We start from the raw sequence: 16,507 nt of genomic DNA on the forward strand, positions 1-16,507 counted from the left end.
GGGAGTCGCGTTGCAGTCCGGTGGCAGTGGTGGACATTCGGCCGGTCGGGGAGTCGCGTTGCAGTCCGGTGGCAGTGGTGGACATTCGGCCGGTCGGGGAGTCGCGTTGCAGTCCGGTGGCAGTGGCGGACATTCGGCCGGTCGCGGAGTTGCGCTGCATCCCGGCTCTGGCAGTGGGCAGTCGACCAGTCGCGGGTTGGTCTTGCACGTGTCCGTCGGTGGTGGGCAGCCGCGTGATTGTGGATCGAACTTGCACTTGTCTGGCGCAGGACAATCCGACGGCCGCGGTTTGGTGCTGCAATGCGGCAGTTGAGGTGGTGGAGCAGGCGCCTCGGTGGTGAAGGTATTTCCAGCCATTGCGGGAATTGTCCAGCCCAACATACTCACCGCGCTGGGATCAAAGCTGATCATCTTCTCGTCCCCGCGCAGGCGGTCAATCTGACGGATGTTCAGCAATTTCCATTGATTCGGGTCCTTATGCTGTCCGTTCTCGATCACTTCAAAATGAAGGTGGCATCCGGTAGATGATCCTGTGGTTCCGACTTTGGCAACAACCTCCCCGACCCTGATCTTGCTGCCTTTTTCGGCACCCAACTTCAGCAGGTGGTTATAGGTCGTGATCAGGCCATTGCCGTGGTCAATCTCCAATCTGTTGCCGCCTCCCCAGGGGTGCCAGCCTGCGGCGCGGACGACGCCGGCGTCGGCAGCATAGACCCTCGTTCCGCAGGGTGCAGCGAAATCTTGCCCATAGTGGAACTCGCCCAATAGACCAGTGAGTGGACTCCTACGCGAACCAAACGGAGAAGTCCTGACCAGGACTTCGAGCGGAGCCATGAGGGACCCTTTGGGAGGCCTCTTTAGCAGTGCCGACGCAACACCGAGCGTCGTTGCTCCCTTGATGTCAGAATTTGAAATCACCGGACGAAAAGGAATCTTCACCCGTGGGGTGTCGCTCGGATCAAGGAGCGGTGCGTCTTCGCTCCCGGTCGGAGCCATCGGCAACATGACCTCATCAGCAGAATGTTGACCCAACTTGCTTGGGCCTTGACCGAAGGCGAACACGGCAAAACTAAGGATCAGAGCTGCCGCGAGAGTTCGCAGAGTCAGCCTGCCAACGATATTCCTTTTGGCTAAGCCACGATTCTTGGTTGCAAGTCGCCTACTTTGAGCTGCCACAGAATGCTCCCGAGGTTGACCCGCCGAACTGGGCACACGGCAGGCATGGACCTCATTGTGGCTTCACACCAATGACAGGGAAACCGGCGGTCCCTGCTCCTGTATCCCGGATTTGCCCTTTAGACCCGTGTTGAGTGATGGGATAGGGACAATTTCCCAAGTGAGCGCGGGGATAACGGAAGCAGGGGGTACACGGGGCTCAGATCGGCTGCCCGATTGGGCACTCAATTGTGCCCAGACCGTGCGACTTAGCAGGCTGCTGGTCCGTTGGCGCGGAGGAACGCGGCTACCGGCGCGGCCAGCGAGGCGCCGATGTCCTCGGCGGTGCGCTTGTTTCCAGCCACCGCGAACGAGTGGTCGCCGCCCTCGCACCACTGCAGCGTGGCGGTCCGCCCGATCCGGGAAACCACACCTTCCAGCAGCTCGCGGGTGGCGAACGTGTCGCGCGTTCCCTGGAGGAACAGCATGGGGGTTTCCAGCTCGTAGAGGTGCTCGTCGCGCAGCTTCTCTGGCTTGCCGGGCGGGTGCAGCGGGTAGCCGAGGTAAACCAGGCCGGCGGCAGGCATGCCTTCGGCAACCGCCATGGAGGCCATCCGGCCGCCGAACGACTTCCCGGCCGCCCACAACGGCTCGGCACCACCTTCGGCCTCCGACCGGGACGCCGCTTCGGCCATCGCTGCCCGCCAGGTGGCGATAGCCGCCGGCGGACGGTCGGGGAATTTCCGGCCTGCCTCGCGGTAGGGGAAGTTGAAGCGCAAAGTGGCCACGCCGTCGTCGTTCAATGCGCCCGTGAACCCGCGCATGAACGGATGCTCCATGCCCGCGCCGGCGCCATGGGCCAACACCAGGGTTGCGAAGGGACTGGCGGGCCGCGCGTAGGCGCCGGAGACGTGACCGTCGCCGACGGCGATGGTGATGGGGGTGTCAGCGGTGGGCATGACTCCATCATGCCCGATCCGCAGGCGCTGGTCGGGACGCCCGCCAGGGACTCCAATTTGACGCACAGGCCAGGCACAGATGCACGAAAGTCTCCAGCCAGCTCTGCGCCGGACACTTGACGGCGGCGAAAGTTCTCAGGAAGCCGGGACAACCCTGAGCCAGGCGTAGTCCTGCGGCCGCAGCACCAGTCCCTCGTCGATCCGGACCGGCTCGTCGGAAAACAGGTCCAAGGCTTCTGCCGCGAACCCGGACAGGGTGTCCGCGGAAACCACCTGCGGCCCGTCACTGAAGTTGGCCAGGGCCAGGACCGCCGTTCCCTCGCCGGGCCGCTGATACCCGAGCACTGCGGTGTTGTTCGTCGAGAACGGCACCAAACGGGTGCCGGCCAGCTCGGGAGTCGCCGCGCGGATCTCCGCCAGCCGCCGCAGTCCTGCAAACACTGCCCCCTCAGGAGTAGCCGGGTCCAGCCGCTTCGCATATTTTTCAGCGGGGAACTGTGGCCGGTGCACCCACCGGCTGTCCGCGTCGTGGCCGTCCTCCTGCGCATAGCCGTAGTCATTGAGTTGCCCCACCTCGTCGCCCAGGTAGAGCAGCGGGATGCCGCCGGTGCTGAAGGCTACCGAGTGGGTCAGCAGGACGCGGCGGATGGCCTCCGCTGAACCGCCTTCCAGGCCGCACAGCGACGCCGTCGTGCCGGAGATCCGGCAGTCGCCCGTGCGCGGGTTGTCCTGGAACGGCACGCCGTGGGCGAAGCTGCCCGGGAACCGGTTGACGTAGAACGAGTTCAGGAACCGGCGGTGGTCGAAGCCGTTGATGCCGAAGTCGGCAGCGTCTTCGTCGGCAAACGTCCAGCCAATGTCGTCGTGGCTCCGCACGTAGTTCACCCAGGAGGTTCCTGCCGCAATATTGTGCCGCCGCTCAAGGGCCTGGGCCAGCAGCGACACGTTCCGCGTTGCCAGCGCCTCCCAGGTCAGGGCCATCTGCAGCGGGTTGTAGGAGAGCTGGCACTCTGCGGGATCGATGTACAGGGCCACCTCGTCCGGGTGGACAATCGCCTCGGACTTGAACAGCAGCGACGGCGCCGCCAGCCGGCAGACCGCGTTGAAGGCCTGCAGCAGGGTGTGCGCCTCGGGCAGGCTCTCGCACGGCGTCCCCAGCTGCTTCCAGATGAACGCCACGGCGTCCATCCGCAGGATGTCCACGCCCAAATTGGCCAGGAACAGCATTTCTCCCGCCATTGCCCGGAAGACCTCGGGGTTGGAGTAGTTCAGGTCCCACTGGAACGTGTGGAACGTGGCCCATACCCACCGGCCGTCAGGCAGCTGCACGAAGGAGCCAGGGTGGTCTTCCGGGAAGATCTCGCGCACGGTCTGTTCGAACGCGTCAGGCATGGCACGGTCCGGGAAGATCCAGTAGTAGTCGCTGTACCGCGGGTCGCCCGCGGCGGCCCGCTGCGCCCACTCGTGCTCGTTGGAGGTGTGGTTGAAGATGAAGTCGAGCACCAGACTGATGCCGTTGGCCCGCAGCTCGGCGGCGAGCGCGCGCAGCTGGTCCATGGTGCCGAGCTTCGGGTTGACCTCGCGGTAGCTGGACACGGCGTAGCCGCCGTCGGACAGGGGCTCCGGGGCCAGGAACAGCGGCATCAGGTGCAGGTAGGTAAGGCCGAGTTCCTTGAAATAGGGGATGCGGGCGCGGACACCTTCAAGGTCGGCCGCATACCGGTCCACGTAACAGACACCGCCGAGCATGCGGTTGGACTGGAACCAGTCGCTGTTGCCTTCTCGGCCGGCGTCGAGCCTTTTCAGGTCTGCCGGCCGCTCCTTCCAGGAGCGGGAGATCTCCAGCGCGAGCGCCGCCAGCTGCTCCTCGATGTCAGGCCGTGTGCCATACAGCGAACGGAACAGCCTCGCCAGATCGGGGAAATGCCGGTCGAAACGCTGCTCCAGTGCGTCCCGGTCAGCGCTGCCCGGCTTTAGGCCGGCCTCCCCAGCTGCCGTGCTGAACAGCTGGCGGGTGCCCGCCTGGAATGCCCCGGAAGGCTGTGACCCACCGGACTCCTCGGCAGCGGATGGTCCTTGGCTAGCGTCCAGACTCGGGGATTCAACCATGGAACGGGTCTCCTTCGCGGATGCTCTGCGCCTGGCGGCGGCCGGTGTGTTTCATCCTTACAGATGGCCCCGCCGCTGCCCAGTGAGCGGGCAGATGTTTCTCGGTGTCCGACGGTGGGACTCAGCTTGGCGGGGTCGGTCCGCCATTGGTCGTAGCAGGAATCTCGACGGGCGCACTGCTGACGCGGCCGTCCGCGCGGGGTAGGTTGTCCCCATGGCCAGTGAACAGACCACCATCAGTGTCGACGGGCCCGGCGGCCCCCGGGAAATGCGCGTCTCCAGTCCAAGCCGGGTGTTGTGGCCCGAACTAGGACTGACCAAGCTGGACCTGGCGCGCTACTTCGTGGATGTGGGGGAGGCGTTCATCCGGGCCAACGGTGACCGGCCGGTGGCGCTGCAGCGGTTCTCGGACACCGTGGACGGCGAGCAGTTCTTTTCCAAGAACCCACCGAAGGGAACGCCGGACTTCATTCGCACGGTCAAGGTCACCTTTCCCAGCGCGCGCTCGCATCCTATGCTGGTTCTGGACGAGCCGGCCGCCGCTGTCTGGGCCGCACAGATGAACACGGTGGTCTTTCACCCGTGGCCGTCGCGTGCGGACAACTCGGACAATCCCGACCAGCTGCGGATCGACCTGGACCCGCAGCCGGGCACGGACTACGACGACGCCATCCCTGCCGCCCTGGAACTGCGGAAGGTGCTTGCGGAGGCGGGGCTGGACGCGTTCCTGAAAACCTCCGGCAACCGTGGCCTGCACATTTATGCCCCCATTGAACCGACCCGCGAGTTCCTTGATGTCCGCCATGCCGTGATCGCTGCCGCGAGGGAGCTCGAGCGGCGCATGCCGGACAAGGTCACCACGAACTGGTGGAAGGAGGAACGGGGCGAGCGCATCTTCGTCGACTTCAACCAGGCCAACCGGGACCGCACCATCGCCGGCGCCTACAGCCCGCGTGCCCTCCCGCATGCATCCGTGTCCTGCCCGATCACGTGGGACGAGCTGACGGACGTCAGGCCCAAGGACTTCACCATCCTCACCGTGCCGGACAGGCTGAAAACGGTGGGGGACCCGTGGGCGGACATGCATGCGAAGCCCGGCACCATCGACACGCTGCTGGAATGGTGGGAGCGCGACGTCAAGAACGGGCTGGGTGAACTGCCGTTCCCGCCGGACTACCCCAAGATGCCGGGCGAGCCGCCGCGCGTCCAGCCCAGCCGGGCGAAGAAGACGGAGTAGCCGCGGGCACATTGGTTACGAGGCGATAATGCTGCCTCGATAACTGCCCCATTGGGCACGGATGCCCGGGATAAGCGACGCACGATGGATGCCAACCGGCTGCGGCGTGACGAAAGGACCGTCGCACTAGACGCCGACTGGCTGGCTTCGGTCTGAGCGGAGTGTGCGCGGATGAGTCGTTACGGAAAACGCTGGCGTATCGCGCTGGTTCTGCTCGTGCTGCTTGCGCTTGCTGCCTGCGGTCCGCGCGTGCCCGGCCTGATTTCCAGTGCAGGGCCGGTTGGGACCGGTCAGCCTGTTCCTGAGCCTAAGCCGCCTGATCCTGGTGAGCCTAAGCCGCCGGAGCCTAAGCCTGATCCCGGTGAGCCTAAGCCGCCGGAGCCTAAGCCTGATCCCGGTGAGCCTAAGCCGCCGGAGCCTAAGCCTGATCCCGGTGAGCCTAAGCCGCCGGAGCCTAAGCCTGATCCCGGTGAGCCCAAGCCGCCCAATCCTGGGCCCAAGCCCGATCCAATCGTGTGCCAGCCCTATGCTCCTTCGTCGACCCAACCACAGGAGAGCACCCCACAGCAGACGCAGACGCCGACGGACGCCCCACAGGTAAAGCCGGACCTTACCGTTGCGGTCCCACAATCGTGCACCGTGGCCCGGGCGAATCCGCACGAAACTAGTGCATGCCTTTTCCTCGCTGTGGATTTGCGCAACCAAGGGCAGGGGGTCCAATCGGTTGGAGTGCTCATTGAAAGTACGTCATTGGCGGCAAATGCTGGGCTGAACGAGAAAAAAACTCTGGATGCTCTCCCAGAACCGAAGCCTACGGAGATACGCGTCAATATCCAGCCCGCTGACTTCGGGCAAACTCACGAAGTGAGGTTCACTGCTGACCCGCAGCATGCCATCGAAGAAGTCAACGAAGAGAATAACTCCGTGGCTGTGAAGCTGGCCCTGCCCGCCATCGACACCCTGCCCGCTTCGGCAGTCTGCCCCCCGGAAACAACGGACGGCACAGACGACCCCTCCTCGCCTGCTGTGGAGGGAGGCCAGGTTCCGGAGGGCGGCGGCTCGGATGGTTCCTCCTCGCCGGCGGGGTCGGCCGAAACGTCCCCCGCCGCCGGGGGACAATGAGGCAACCTGGCAGGGACGCCAATCCAACGGACTTACCCCCCGATGATCACCGTCGGACACCCGGGTCCAGGCGCCACGGGAGTGCCGTGAAGGCTCAGGTCACCCACCCGGGCGGCCGGAAAGCCACCTATGAGCACCGTCACGCTGCCCGTTGCGATCCCGTTTGGCGCCGGAGAAACACACACAATCCCGCCGGGAAGGGCGTTCGCCACTGCGGCAGGCATCCCGCCAATCAACACTGTTGGTACCCCGGCGGCGGGCGTGACGGGCCCGCCCGCATGGGGTTTGGGACCGTCAGAAAGTGGACACAACGCCGTATCTCCCACCCGGAGTGCGGGACCTGTCGGCATCACTGAGTCCCGTACGGCAGGACGCTCAGGGCAGTCCCCTGCGGCGCGCCCGGCTTCGAGGGATCGCTCACCCTGACAGATTCGACCGAGAAGTGCCACGCCACCGTCAGCGCCGCCGCCAGCAGCAGGAGAAAAAGCACCGCCTTGATTGTTCTCCACGGCAGTGCAGGGTCCTGAACGTGGCTCCCGTCGAGCCGAAGCGGAGGCCCGTCCTCCGGCGTCGCCGTCACGGAAAAAATGAGTGTGGCGGGCGTGCCGCTCCAAATCTTCTCTGCGGGACGGACACGCACTGCTGTGAACTGAACGGTGCCTGGTTCGATTGTCAGTTCCGGGGGCTGCAGCTCGAATTCCAGCAGGTCGCCGGGGTCGGACCCGGCCAGTTCCACCGTGACGGGGACATTTCCCCAGTTGTCGAGGGCCACATGGTGCCTGGCCCCGCGCTTGCCCCGGGACATTAGTGGCATGAGTTCACCCGTGGTCTCAAGGAACGGGAGTACCTCAACCACGCCTTCGGGCAGCACGGCGTCTTCAGGATGCTCAGTGGGCAGTACCTGGATTCCAAATATGAAGTCACCCGCGGGTACGGAGGCGGACCGGGGTGGGTGGAATGTGATTGCAGCTGTGGTGTCCTGCCCGGGATAGAGCGAAACGCGGTCTGGCAGGATTTCGGCCCAGGACTCTGCCGGGCCCACAACCCGAAGCGCGTACTCCTCGACTACGTCGCTGTCGTTGCGGAGAGTCAGATGAACAGACCCCTCGGTACCGGCCTCCAGGCTGAGGCGGGGCGTACCAAGCGATGCAGTGGTGCTCATAGCCTCTCCTCCGGAGCCGAGCGCATGGGCAAATACGCCCGCAGTTCTCAGAGGCTACGGCGCCGGACATGACGGGCAGCATGACGCCCGGCCGGACTTCTGGGCACGGCGGCTGCCCGTTGAGCCCTTGTTGACTGCACGAAGAGAACTATCCGCTAAATTCAGGGCAGCGGATTGCCAAAATCGGGTACGTGAAGCTGGTGGGGGCTACCGGTCTGGTCCGCGGCCGTTACAGGTAGCAGGGGAGGATTCATGGAACCGATAACTGTGAAAGTCCATGCGCGCGATCCGATTTCCGAAGCCGGAGTCGCCAGCGAGTTGCGGGCACGTCCCGAAGTCCGCGTGGTGCGGGCACCGAACGCCGAGGCGAGGGTCGTCGTCGTGGTGGCAGATTCAGTCGACGAAGACGCACTGACCCTGCTTCGCATTGTGCAGCGGCAGGGCGCCGCCCGGGCAGTCCTTGTGGCGGGCCGCCTGGACGACGGCGACCTAGTAAAGGCGGTGGAAACAGGGGTGGTGGGGATAGTGCGTCGCAGCGAAGCGACGCCGGACCGCCTCATCTCTGTCATCCTGGCCGCCGCTGCAGGGGAGGGCAGTGTGCCGCCCGATCTGCTGGGCCGCCTGCTTGATCAGGTCGGGAAGCTGCAGCGCCACGTCCTTGGTCCCCGCGGGATCATGTTCACCGGTCTAGCTCCGCGAGAGGTGGAGGTTTTGCGTCTGCTGGCGGACGGACTGGATACGTGTGAGATCGCGCGGAAGCTCGCATATTCGGAACGCACAGTGAAAAACGTGGTGCACGACGTGACCACGCGTCTCCAGTTGCGCAACCGGTCCCATGCCGTGGCCTACGCGCTCCGCGAGGGGCTGATCTAAGCCCTTGCCCGAAGGGGTATGAGGTGCTTCCCGGACGCCTGCCCCGCTCCGGGTACCGGCCGTTCGCCGTGTCGATCACCGTGGACATACGGTCCGCCTCGTGGCGGACCGTATGTCCGGCAAACGGGGGAGTCATCAGTTGTCCCGACCAAGACCAGCAGTTGCGATTACGACGGCGGGTCGCGCCTTTGGGGCGCGGCCGCAACTGCCGTGCGCCAGGCCGACGGCGGTGATCGCGTGATTGCCCAAGTGGATGATGCGCTGCGAACACTCATCCGAAATGACGCTCTCAGCGGTTCGGAAGTCGACGTCGTCTTTGACGCGCCGACGAAGGACTGGGCGGCGAGGCGCAATGCGCCGACGGTCAATCTGTACCTATACGACATCCGCGAGGACGTCCGCCGTCGGGAGCGGGGCCTGTCCGAGCAGCGCGGCGACGACGGCCGTGTCCGGACCCGCCGTCCGGCGCCCCGGTATTACAAGCTGTCCTACCTCGTCACCGCCTGGACCCAACGGCCGGAGGACGAACACCGGCTCCTTGACCAGCTGCTTCGCTGCTTCCTCAGATACGAGGCCCTGCCTGACGAGCTCGTGGTTGGCCAGCTGGCGGAACCCGGACTCGTGGTGCCGCTGACCGTGGGGCTGCCCCCGCCGGAGGATCGTGCCTTCGCTGATGTGTGGTCCGCGCTGGGCGGCGAGCTGAAGCCATCGCTCGACATCGTGGTCATCGCACCCGTTGAGACCGGCATCGTCTACCAGGCGGGCCCGCCGGCATCCCAAGGCACACACTTGGACATGTCGGACCTTCAGGACGGTGGAGCCGACGTCAACCGTCACCGGCACACGCCACCGCCCCCGTCCGTCAGTGGCAACGGCAAGCGGCAGGAGCGGTGATTCCTGGATGGCGGAGAATCCGAGCCTTGCCCACCTCCTCGGCCGGGTTGGCGCGGTCGAGGAGCGTATCCGCCTCCTGGTGGCGATGCGGCGCGCCGAGGATCCGCAGCCTGATGACCCTTTCCGGGGGCTCTACCTCAGCGACGAGGCGGTGGACCGGCTGCTCGGGGGAGAGCAGCCGAGCCTTCGCGGCGGCAGTAACGCGGGCGTCTCCGATGACTCAGCACGGCAAAGAGAATGCGAGCAGCTGGCGGACGCGGCCCAGGAAGCGGGCCACCGGCTCCGGCTCCGGGAACTCGCCGGTACTTTCGGGCTGTCGCCCCTGGACGTCGACCTGCTGCTGGTGGCGCTCGCAGCGGACCTAGATCCGCGTTTCGAACAGTTTTTCGGCTACCTGAACGACGACGTCACGCGGCGCCGGCCGTCGGTTGCTGTTGCGCTGGCGCTTTGTGGCGAACCGCTCTCGGCCGCCGACGCCCGAGCCCGGCTGTTGTCCGGCCCGCTCATTTCCGGCGGCCTGCTGGCAGTCGAGGATCCCGAGCGCCCGTTGCCGGGAAGGTCCCTGCGCGTGCCGGACCGCGTTGTCGGGCACCTGCTGGGCGACGACGCTCCCGAACCTGGCATCGCTGCGGTCCTGGCGGCCCCGCCGTCGGTCACGTGGGGAGAACCGGGACCGCTTGCCAAAGCCCTCAAGGCGGGCATCCGCCTGGCCTACCTGCGCGAGCCCGCAACCGGGTCGGGGCGTGTTCTGGCCGCCGAGGCGCTCCGGTCCGGAGGCTATGCGGCGATTTTCCTCGACCTGATGCGTCTTGCCGCCGAGCGTGACCCGCTGCCGCTCGTTGAGGCCGCCGTGCGCGAAGCGAGGCTTCGGCGCGCGGGTCTGGTGGCGGCCCCCCTCGCCGCAATTGCTGGACACCCCGCCGTGATGGAGGCCCTGCACGCGGAACCCCAGCCCGTGCTGCTGGTCGGCCACGCCGCCTGGGACCCTGCCTGGACCACCCGGCCGCCGCTGCTGGTGGACGTTCCTGCCAGCACGTCGGCCGAAAGAACAGAGCTTTGGCGGGCAGCACTCGGCCCGCTCAATGGGCTGGACGTGGAGGCCGCGACCTCGGCGTTCAGGCTGCGGCCGGAGCAGGTTGTCCGCGCCGCCGGCTCCGCACGCGTGCAGGCAACCCTTGCCGCGGACGGAAGGGCCACCGGGGCGCATCTCCGGGCGGGTGCGAGGGCGGAAAACGGTTCTGCCCTGGACCGGCTGGCCCGGCGGGTGGAACCGGTGGTTGGCTGGGCCGACCTGGTCCTGCCTGATGCCGTGCTGCTTGCGCTGCAGGAGGTGGCATTGCGGGCCAAGCACAGGGAGAAAGTCCTTGGCGACTGGTCGATGCGTCCCGGGGCCGGCCGCGGGCACGGGGTGGCGGCGCTCTTCGCCGGCGACTCGGGAACCGGCAAGACGATGTCCGCCGAGGTGGTGGCCCGCGAGCTGGGCCTGGACCTCTACGTCGTGGACCTGGCCACCGTCGTCGACAAGTACGTGGGGGAGACGGAGAAGAACCTGGAGCGCATTTTCACGGCCGCGGCCGGCGTCAACGGCGTGCTGCTCTTCGACGAGGCCGACGCCGTCTTCGGGCGCCGCTCCGAGGTCAAGGACGCCCACGACCGCTACGCCAACATCGAAAGCGCCTACCTGTTGCAGCGGATGGAGACATTCGACGGCCTGGCGATCCTGGCAACGAACCTGCGTGCCAACATCGACGAAGCGTTCACCCGCCGCCTGGACGTGCTGGTGGACTTCCCGCTGCCGGACGCGGCACACCGCAGCGTGCTGTGGGAGCGCTGCCTCAAGACGCTGAAACGCTCGGCCGACATTGATTTCGCCTTCCTGGGGAAAGCCTTCGAACTCGCGGGCGGGGCCATCCGTTCCGCCGCCGTCACCGCCGCGTATCTCGCAGCGGACGACGGCGGAACGGTCACCATGAGGCACCTGGTCACCGCGGTGCAGCGCGAGTACCGCAAGCTGGGGCGACTGACGCTGGAGAGCGAATTCGGCCAGTACTGGGGGATGCTCTCCACCGCGAGGGGCACGGACCGGTAATGCAGGTCCCCGTGCACTTTCGGGCAGGAACGGCTGCCCTTCCCGGCGCCGGGCGGCGCTTGTAGCGCCGCCCGCCAAGGGGCATCGTCTGTGTAGGTCCGAGGAAAGGGATGCATGATGCTCAGCCACGACCATGACCAGACCGACGCCGAAGGCGTGCGGACCAAGCCGGCCCACGGGGATGCCGCCGAATCCGCCGTCCTGTTCCGGGCGGCGGCGGCGGGCCGGACCGACGTCGTCGGTCCCCGGGGAATACTGGCCCTCCAGCGCGCCGTCGGCAACAGCGGTGTCCGCGGCCTCGCCGACGAGGAGCGATCACCAGTGCTCGACGTCGTCTCCTCCGGAGGCGGCCAACCGCTGGAAGAGCCGGTGCGGGCCGACATGGAGGGGCGGCTGGGCCACAGCTTCTCGGATGTCCGCGTTCACACAGACGACGCCGCCCACAATTCCGCGGCATCGGTGAACGCGCACGCGTACACCGTCGGCCCCAACATCGTCTTCCAACGGGACAAGTACGATCCGGGCTCGGATGCGGGCCGGACCATGCTCGCCCACGAACTAACCCACGTGGTCCAGCAGCGCAGCGGACCGGTGGACGGCACCCCCACGGGTACCGGCGTGCGGGTCAGCGACCCCTCCGACCGGTTCGAGCGCGAGGCGGCTGCCACTGCCGAGCGGGCTATGTCCGCACCGGCAGTTCCGGCGACTGCCCAGCGCTCGACGGCGGATGCCGCCGTCGTACAGCGGCAGGCTGAGGACGCGGCAGTCCAGCGGGAGGACGAAGAGGAGGAGAAAGAGACGGCGCAGGGTTCCTTCATGGCCGGTGCGCCGGTCCAGCGTGACGAGGCCGAAGAGGAAGAGCCCGGCTGACCCGGCCGGCGCAGGCCATGTCGACCGCTTTTCAGACTCATGCCGGCAAGGCTCCGGTGCAGCGCGCCGCGCCGGCACCCGCGCGCCCGGTCACCGGTGTGGCGAGAAGCGAGGTGGGCGGCGCTCTCAGCGAAGGACGGCGGCGGGCGGCCGGCCAGTCGAGTGCCGGCCTCGATCCCCGTACCGTACTGGCACTGCAGCGGCAGGCAGGCAACGCCGCTGTCGGTGCGCTAATGGCGGCCAGACAGAAATCGCCGGGCGAGCAGGCAGTCGCTGAAATCGATTCAGCGCTGACGGAGATCCGTAAGAGCGAGCCTGCCATCGCCACGGTTGAGAAGGGCCTCAAAGCCGCCAGTACCGCCGGCGTACCCGTGGACCTGGAGGGGCCCAAGCCGCCTGCGGCCGCGCTTGCGGTTACCAGGACGGGATTCGGTCCCGGGCAGGTCGCCGGGAAGAAACCGGTGGCTCCGCCCAAGCCCGTGCCCGCGGTCAGTCCCCTTGGCAAGGCCGCAGGAGCCAAAGTCGGCGGCCCGGGCAAGGGCGCCACGGGAGGAAAGATCACCGCCCCCGGCCCCGCGCCGGCGCAAGCGGGCGGGGCCGCGGCCCCCGCGATGTTAGAACCTCTTGCACTGCCTGCCGACAAGCTCTTGCAGCCGCCGGTGGCCCCGACCCCGGTACGGCCCGCGGACGACCCTGCCTTCAGCCAGGTCACCGGCAACATCAGGGGTTTCGCGCAGTCACGAAAGGCACATCCTCCCGCTGCATCCAAGGCGAAAGAAGCCCAGGCGGCCGCCCTCCCGCCGTCCGATGACGTGGCCGGCCAGGCCAAGGCGGCCAAGGTCGATGCGATGGACGCGCAGCAGGCGGGTTCCTTCGACAAGAAGGCCTTCATCGCGGCGGTCAAGGCGGCTATCGAGTCGAAGTCGCCGAAGACCCTGCAGGAAGCCGACGAGTACAAGAAGTCCGGCAAGGCAGGGGAAGTGAAGGGGCAGGTCAAGGGTCTGGTCACACAAGGCAAGGAGGGCCAGGCCAAGGACATCGAGGCGGCCACAAAGGCCCCGCCGGACCAGTCGAAGGCGGTCCCTAAGCCGGTCACACCGATGACGCAGGAGCAGCCTGGACAGGCAGTGCCCGTACCGGGCGCCGGCGCTGTGCCCAAGCCGGCGCCGGCTGAGCAGGTTAACCTCACTGCCGGAACCCACCAGGCCAACCAGGAGATGGCTGACGCCGGGGTCAGCGAGCAGCAGCTGGCCCAGTCCAACGAGCCTGAGTTCCAGCAGGGGCTTGCCGACAAGCAGGCCGCTGCCGAGCATGCTCAGACTGCACCCGCGGAGTTCCGCCAGCAGGAGCAGCAGGTGCTTCAGCAGGGCAAGGCGGAGGCTTCCGCGGAGACCGCGGCTGGCGTAACGGGAATGCAGAGCAGCAAGGCGGCGGCACTGGCCAACCTGGTCGTGGACAAGGGCAAGGCCAAGAGCAAGGATGAGGCGAAGCGCGCGGAGGTCACCGCGAAAGTGCAGGGAATCTTCGCCGCCACCGAGGCCGGCGTCAAGAAGATCCTCGATGGGATTGACCCGGCTGTGGACAAGGAGTTCGAGCAGGGCGAGGCTGCCGCCCGGGCCGCCTTCGAGGCCTATGTCGAGGCCAAGATGTCCGCGTACAAGAAGGACCGGTACGGCGGCTGGCTTGGCGGGTACCGCTGGCTCAAGGACAAACTGTTCAACATGCCCGACAAGGTCAACGAGTTCTATGAGGCCGGCCGTGAGCTGTACCTCAAGCAGATGAACGGCGTCATCTCAACGGTGGCGGATATCGTCGGGGGCGAATTGACCAAGGCAAAGCAGCGGATCGCCGCGGGCAAGGCCGAGATCGCCGCTTACGTAAAGGGCCTTTCGCCCGCCCTTCAGAACGTCGGGGCCGAGGCATCTAAGGAGATCGGCGGCAAGTTCTCCCAGCTCGAAAGTGACGTCAACGCCAAGCAGGAGTCCGTGGTGGACGGCCTGGCCACGAAGTACGTCGAGGCGCGCAAGGGGCTGGACGAGCGGATCGAGGCCCTGCAGGCGGAGAACAAGGGCCTGGTGGACAAGGCGGTCGGTGCTATCAAGGGCATCATCAACACCATTCGCGAGCTTGCTGCGATGCTGAAAAATGTCCTCTCCCGGGCGGCGGGCGTCGTCGGGGACATCGTCAAGAATCCGATTGCCTTCCTGGGCAACCTGATCGAGGGCGTAAAGGGCGGCATCCTCAAGTTCAAGGACAACATTCTCGGGCACCTCAAGAGGGGCCTGATGGGCTGGCTGTTCGGTGCTCTCGCGGAGGGCGGCGTCGAACTTCCCGACAGCTTCGACGTCAAGGGCATCATCAAGCTGCTCGCCTCGATCTTTGGGCTCACATGGGCCAACATCCGCAACAGGCTCGTCAAGCAAATCGGCGAGCCGGCGATGGCAGCGGTCGAGAAGGGGGTGGAGATCTTCCAGGTCTTCGCTAGCCAGGGACTGGCCGGCCTGTGGAAGATGCTGCTGGAGAAGCTCGGCAACATCAAGGACATGATCCTGGAGCAGGTCAAGGACTTCGTCATCACCAAGATCATCACCGCCGGCATCACCTGGCTGATCGGACTGCTCAACCCTGCCGCCGCGTTCATCAAGGCCTGCAAGCTGATTTACGACGTGGTGATGTTCTTCGTGAACAACGCTGAGCGGATCATGAAGTTCGTCAACACCATCATCGACTCCGTCGCCGACATCGTACGCGGCAACGTCAGCTCCGTTGTGAACAAGATCGAAGACGTTCTGGGGCAGATGGTGCCGATCATCATTGGCTTCCTGGCCAGCGCGATCGGCCTTGGTGGCATAGGCCAGAAGATCCGCCAGATCATCGAGACGCTGCAGAAACCCGTCAACAAGGCCCTCGACTTCGTGATCAAGACCGGCCTCAAGCTGGCCGGCCCGATCATCCGCGGAATCAAGGGTTTTGCGGGGAAGGTGAAGGGCAAGGTTGCAGCCGGAAAGGCATGGGTGAAGGGGAAGGTTGAGGCCGGGAAGGACGTTTTGGCTCGGCTGTTCAGGAAGGAATTCACTGTCGGGGGGACGAGGCATTCCGTAAAAGCGGCTAAGAACACCCCAGGTGCCAAATATTCACTGAGCCTAGCCAGCGAGGAAAAGTCCGTGGCCGTTCATGAACGTGATGCAGCCGACTTAGCCCGGAAAAAGGGGAAGCCGGCCTTAGCAAAGGAAGCGATCGACGTTATCACCAGAGCAACGACCATCGAAGCTGCCATTAACGCCGGCGACGCGCAGGAAGCCAAGATCCGTGCGGCAATTGCAGAATTCGCTTTGATTGTTCAGGGCGTTTGGGGACGCATCGGCTATACCGGGGAGCCTCCTCGTGATGCTTTCGTCGATGGCGGGACGGCAGGCGTCGTGGGTGAGGTCGGGCGTCATGCGGACCAAGGCACCCGCGGGTACCGTGGAGCCGACACAAGGGCGGAAACAGACCGCCTGGAGAGCGAGCACGTCGTTCCACGGGCCTGGTTGCTAGCCTTCGTGGACGGCTATCTCGGTGCGGTGAAGCGGAAGACTGCTGCGGATCGAAGCCTTTACCGATCCATGACGACCATCATGATTTATAAGGGTGCCGCGGACTACAAGACGGAAAAGGGCAAGACGAGCGATAACGTCGTCGTCAGTAAGCTTAAGGCTTTGACGAGCACCGAACACGGAGTAAATCCGGGTAAGAATCCCCAGACGGTTGCAGATGCAGTTCGACGCAACTTCGATGGCCCGATAGCCAGTCGCATCAAGCTCACCAAGGATGCTGTCAAGCACGAGCACCAGCAAAACCAGAGGCAGGGATCGCCAACACCGTCCGACTCAGCCATCGAGGGCGCCGCGATGAGGCAACTTCTCGACGTTATTGAATTCCTAGTCAGATCCATACACCGGAGTTGAGCTCGGCTGGGCGAGTGTATCTACAGGCCTTCCCTCCAAGATGTTGGTTGCTGCCCCTTCGTGCACCCCATCCTTCCCGTGAGCGCATCC

Annotated in this window: 12 protein-coding genes; 7 read left to right on the forward strand and 5 right to left on the reverse strand. The window is 65.8% G+C overall.

Annotation, left to right across the window (positions count from 1 at the left end; genetic code table 11):
* The 3 genes from DBZ45_RS23110 to DBZ45_RS03450 all read right to left on the reverse strand — a co-directional run.
* Window positions 1-1,005: peptidoglycan DD-metalloendopeptidase family protein (locus DBZ45_RS23110; protein ID WP_440130495.1), on the reverse strand; the 1,005-nt coding region annotated here is incomplete at its 3' end.
* Window positions 1,006-1,424: 419 nt separating this feature from the next.
* The gene (locus tag DBZ45_RS03445; protein WP_111902570.1) at window positions 1,425-2,114 is read right to left on the reverse strand and encodes an alpha/beta hydrolase family protein; all 690 of its coding nucleotides are present in this window, start codon (window positions 2,112-2,114) and stop codon (window positions 1,425-1,427) included.
* Between the two features lie 135 nt (window positions 2,115-2,249).
* Window positions 2,250-4,223, reverse strand: coding sequence for an alpha-amylase family protein (locus DBZ45_RS03450; RefSeq protein WP_111902571.1), 1,974 nt, complete (start codon window positions 4,221-4,223; stop codon window positions 2,250-2,252).
* A gap of 214 nt (window positions 4,224-4,437) precedes the next feature.
* Between DBZ45_RS03450 and ligD the strand changes: the two genes are divergently transcribed.
* Window positions 4,438-5,460, forward strand: a complete 1,023-nt coding sequence (gene ligD / locus DBZ45_RS03455; RefSeq protein WP_111902572.1) for a non-homologous end-joining DNA ligase — start codon at window positions 4,438-4,440, stop codon at window positions 5,458-5,460.
* A gap of 171 nt (window positions 5,461-5,631) precedes the next feature.
* On the forward strand, window positions 5,632-6,582 hold the full coding sequence (locus DBZ45_RS23115; protein WP_111902573.1) for a CARDB domain-containing protein: 951 nt from the start codon (window positions 5,632-5,634) through the stop codon (window positions 6,580-6,582).
* A 32-nt stretch (window positions 6,583-6,614) separates the two neighbouring features.
* Here the strand turns inward: DBZ45_RS23115 and DBZ45_RS03465 are convergent, their stop codons facing one another.
* On the reverse strand, window positions 6,615-6,932 hold the full coding sequence (locus DBZ45_RS03465) for a PAAR domain-containing protein (protein ID WP_111902574.1): 318 nt from the start codon (window positions 6,930-6,932) through the stop codon (window positions 6,615-6,617).
* Complete coding sequence (locus DBZ45_RS03470) at window positions 6,932-7,744, reverse strand: COG1470 family protein (protein ID WP_111902575.1); 813 nt, start codon at window positions 7,742-7,744, stop codon at window positions 6,932-6,934. The genes DBZ45_RS03465 and DBZ45_RS03470 overlap by 1 nt, the downstream gene beginning before the upstream one ends.
* A gap of 252 nt (window positions 7,745-7,996) precedes the next feature.
* Between DBZ45_RS03470 and DBZ45_RS03475 the strand changes: the two genes are divergently transcribed.
* The 5 genes from DBZ45_RS03475 (at window position 7,997) to DBZ45_RS03495 (ending at window position 16,417) form a co-directional block, all read left to right on the forward strand.
* Window positions 7,997-8,617 (forward strand): response regulator transcription factor, encoded by a 621-nt coding sequence (locus tag DBZ45_RS03475; protein WP_111902576.1) that lies wholly within the window; start codon window positions 7,997-7,999, stop codon window positions 8,615-8,617.
* A gap of 237 nt (window positions 8,618-8,854) precedes the next feature.
* A complete protein-coding gene (locus tag DBZ45_RS03480) occupies window positions 8,855-9,511 on the forward strand; it encodes a DUF4255 domain-containing protein (RefSeq protein WP_111902624.1) in 657 nt (218 codons plus the stop codon).
* Window positions 9,512-9,518: 7 nt separating this feature from the next.
* Window positions 9,519-11,600: an ATP-binding protein gene (locus tag DBZ45_RS03485; protein WP_111902577.1), complete on the forward strand. Its 2,082-nt coding sequence runs from the start codon at window positions 9,519-9,521 to the stop codon at window positions 11,598-11,600.
* A gap of 114 nt (window positions 11,601-11,714) precedes the next feature.
* Window positions 11,715-12,470 (forward strand): eCIS core domain-containing protein, encoded by a 756-nt coding sequence (locus DBZ45_RS03490; RefSeq protein WP_111902578.1) that lies wholly within the window; start codon window positions 11,715-11,717, stop codon window positions 12,468-12,470.
* 17 nt (window positions 12,471-12,487) lie between these two features.
* Complete coding sequence (locus tag DBZ45_RS03495; protein WP_190242989.1) at window positions 12,488-16,417, forward strand: hypothetical protein; 3,930 nt, start codon at window positions 12,488-12,490, stop codon at window positions 16,415-16,417.
* The last annotated feature ends 90 nt before the right edge of the window (window positions 16,418-16,507 follow it).

Source organism: Arthrobacter globiformis (assembly GCF_003261175.1).
Lineage (GTDB): Bacteria > Actinomycetota > Actinomycetes > Actinomycetales > Micrococcaceae > Arthrobacter > Arthrobacter globiformis_A.

Coding starts and splice junctions, on each gene's coding strand:
- DBZ45_RS03490 (WP_111902578.1), top strand. CDS start 11,715: ATGATGCTCAGCCACGACCATGACCAGACCGACGCCGAAGGCGTGCGG.
- DBZ45_RS23115 (WP_111902573.1), top strand. CDS start 5,632: ATGAGTCGTTACGGAAAACGCTGGCGTATCGCGCTGGTTCTGCTCGTG.
- DBZ45_RS03475 (WP_111902576.1), top strand. CDS start 7,997: ATGGAACCGATAACTGTGAAAGTCCATGCGCGCGATCCGATTTCCGAA.
- ligD (WP_111902572.1), top strand. CDS start 4,438: ATGGCCAGTGAACAGACCACCATCAGTGTCGACGGGCCCGGCGGCCCC.
- DBZ45_RS03445 (WP_111902570.1), bottom strand. CDS start 2,114: ATGCCCACCGCTGACACCCCCATCACCATCGCCGTCGGCGACGGTCAC.
- DBZ45_RS03470 (WP_111902575.1), bottom strand. CDS start 7,744: ATGAGCACCACTGCATCGCTTGGTACGCCCCGCCTCAGCCTGGAGGCC.
- DBZ45_RS03495 (WP_190242989.1), top strand. CDS start 12,488: ATGTCGACCGCTTTTCAGACTCATGCCGGCAAGGCTCCGGTGCAGCGC.
- DBZ45_RS03465 (WP_111902574.1), bottom strand. CDS start 6,932: ATGCCGACAGGTCCCGCACTCCGGGTGGGAGATACGGCGTTGTGTCCA.
- DBZ45_RS03485 (WP_111902577.1), top strand. CDS start 9,519: ATGGCGGAGAATCCGAGCCTTGCCCACCTCCTCGGCCGGGTTGGCGCG.
- DBZ45_RS03450 (WP_111902571.1), bottom strand. CDS start 4,223: ATGGTTGAATCCCCGAGTCTGGACGCTAGCCAAGGACCATCCGCTGCC.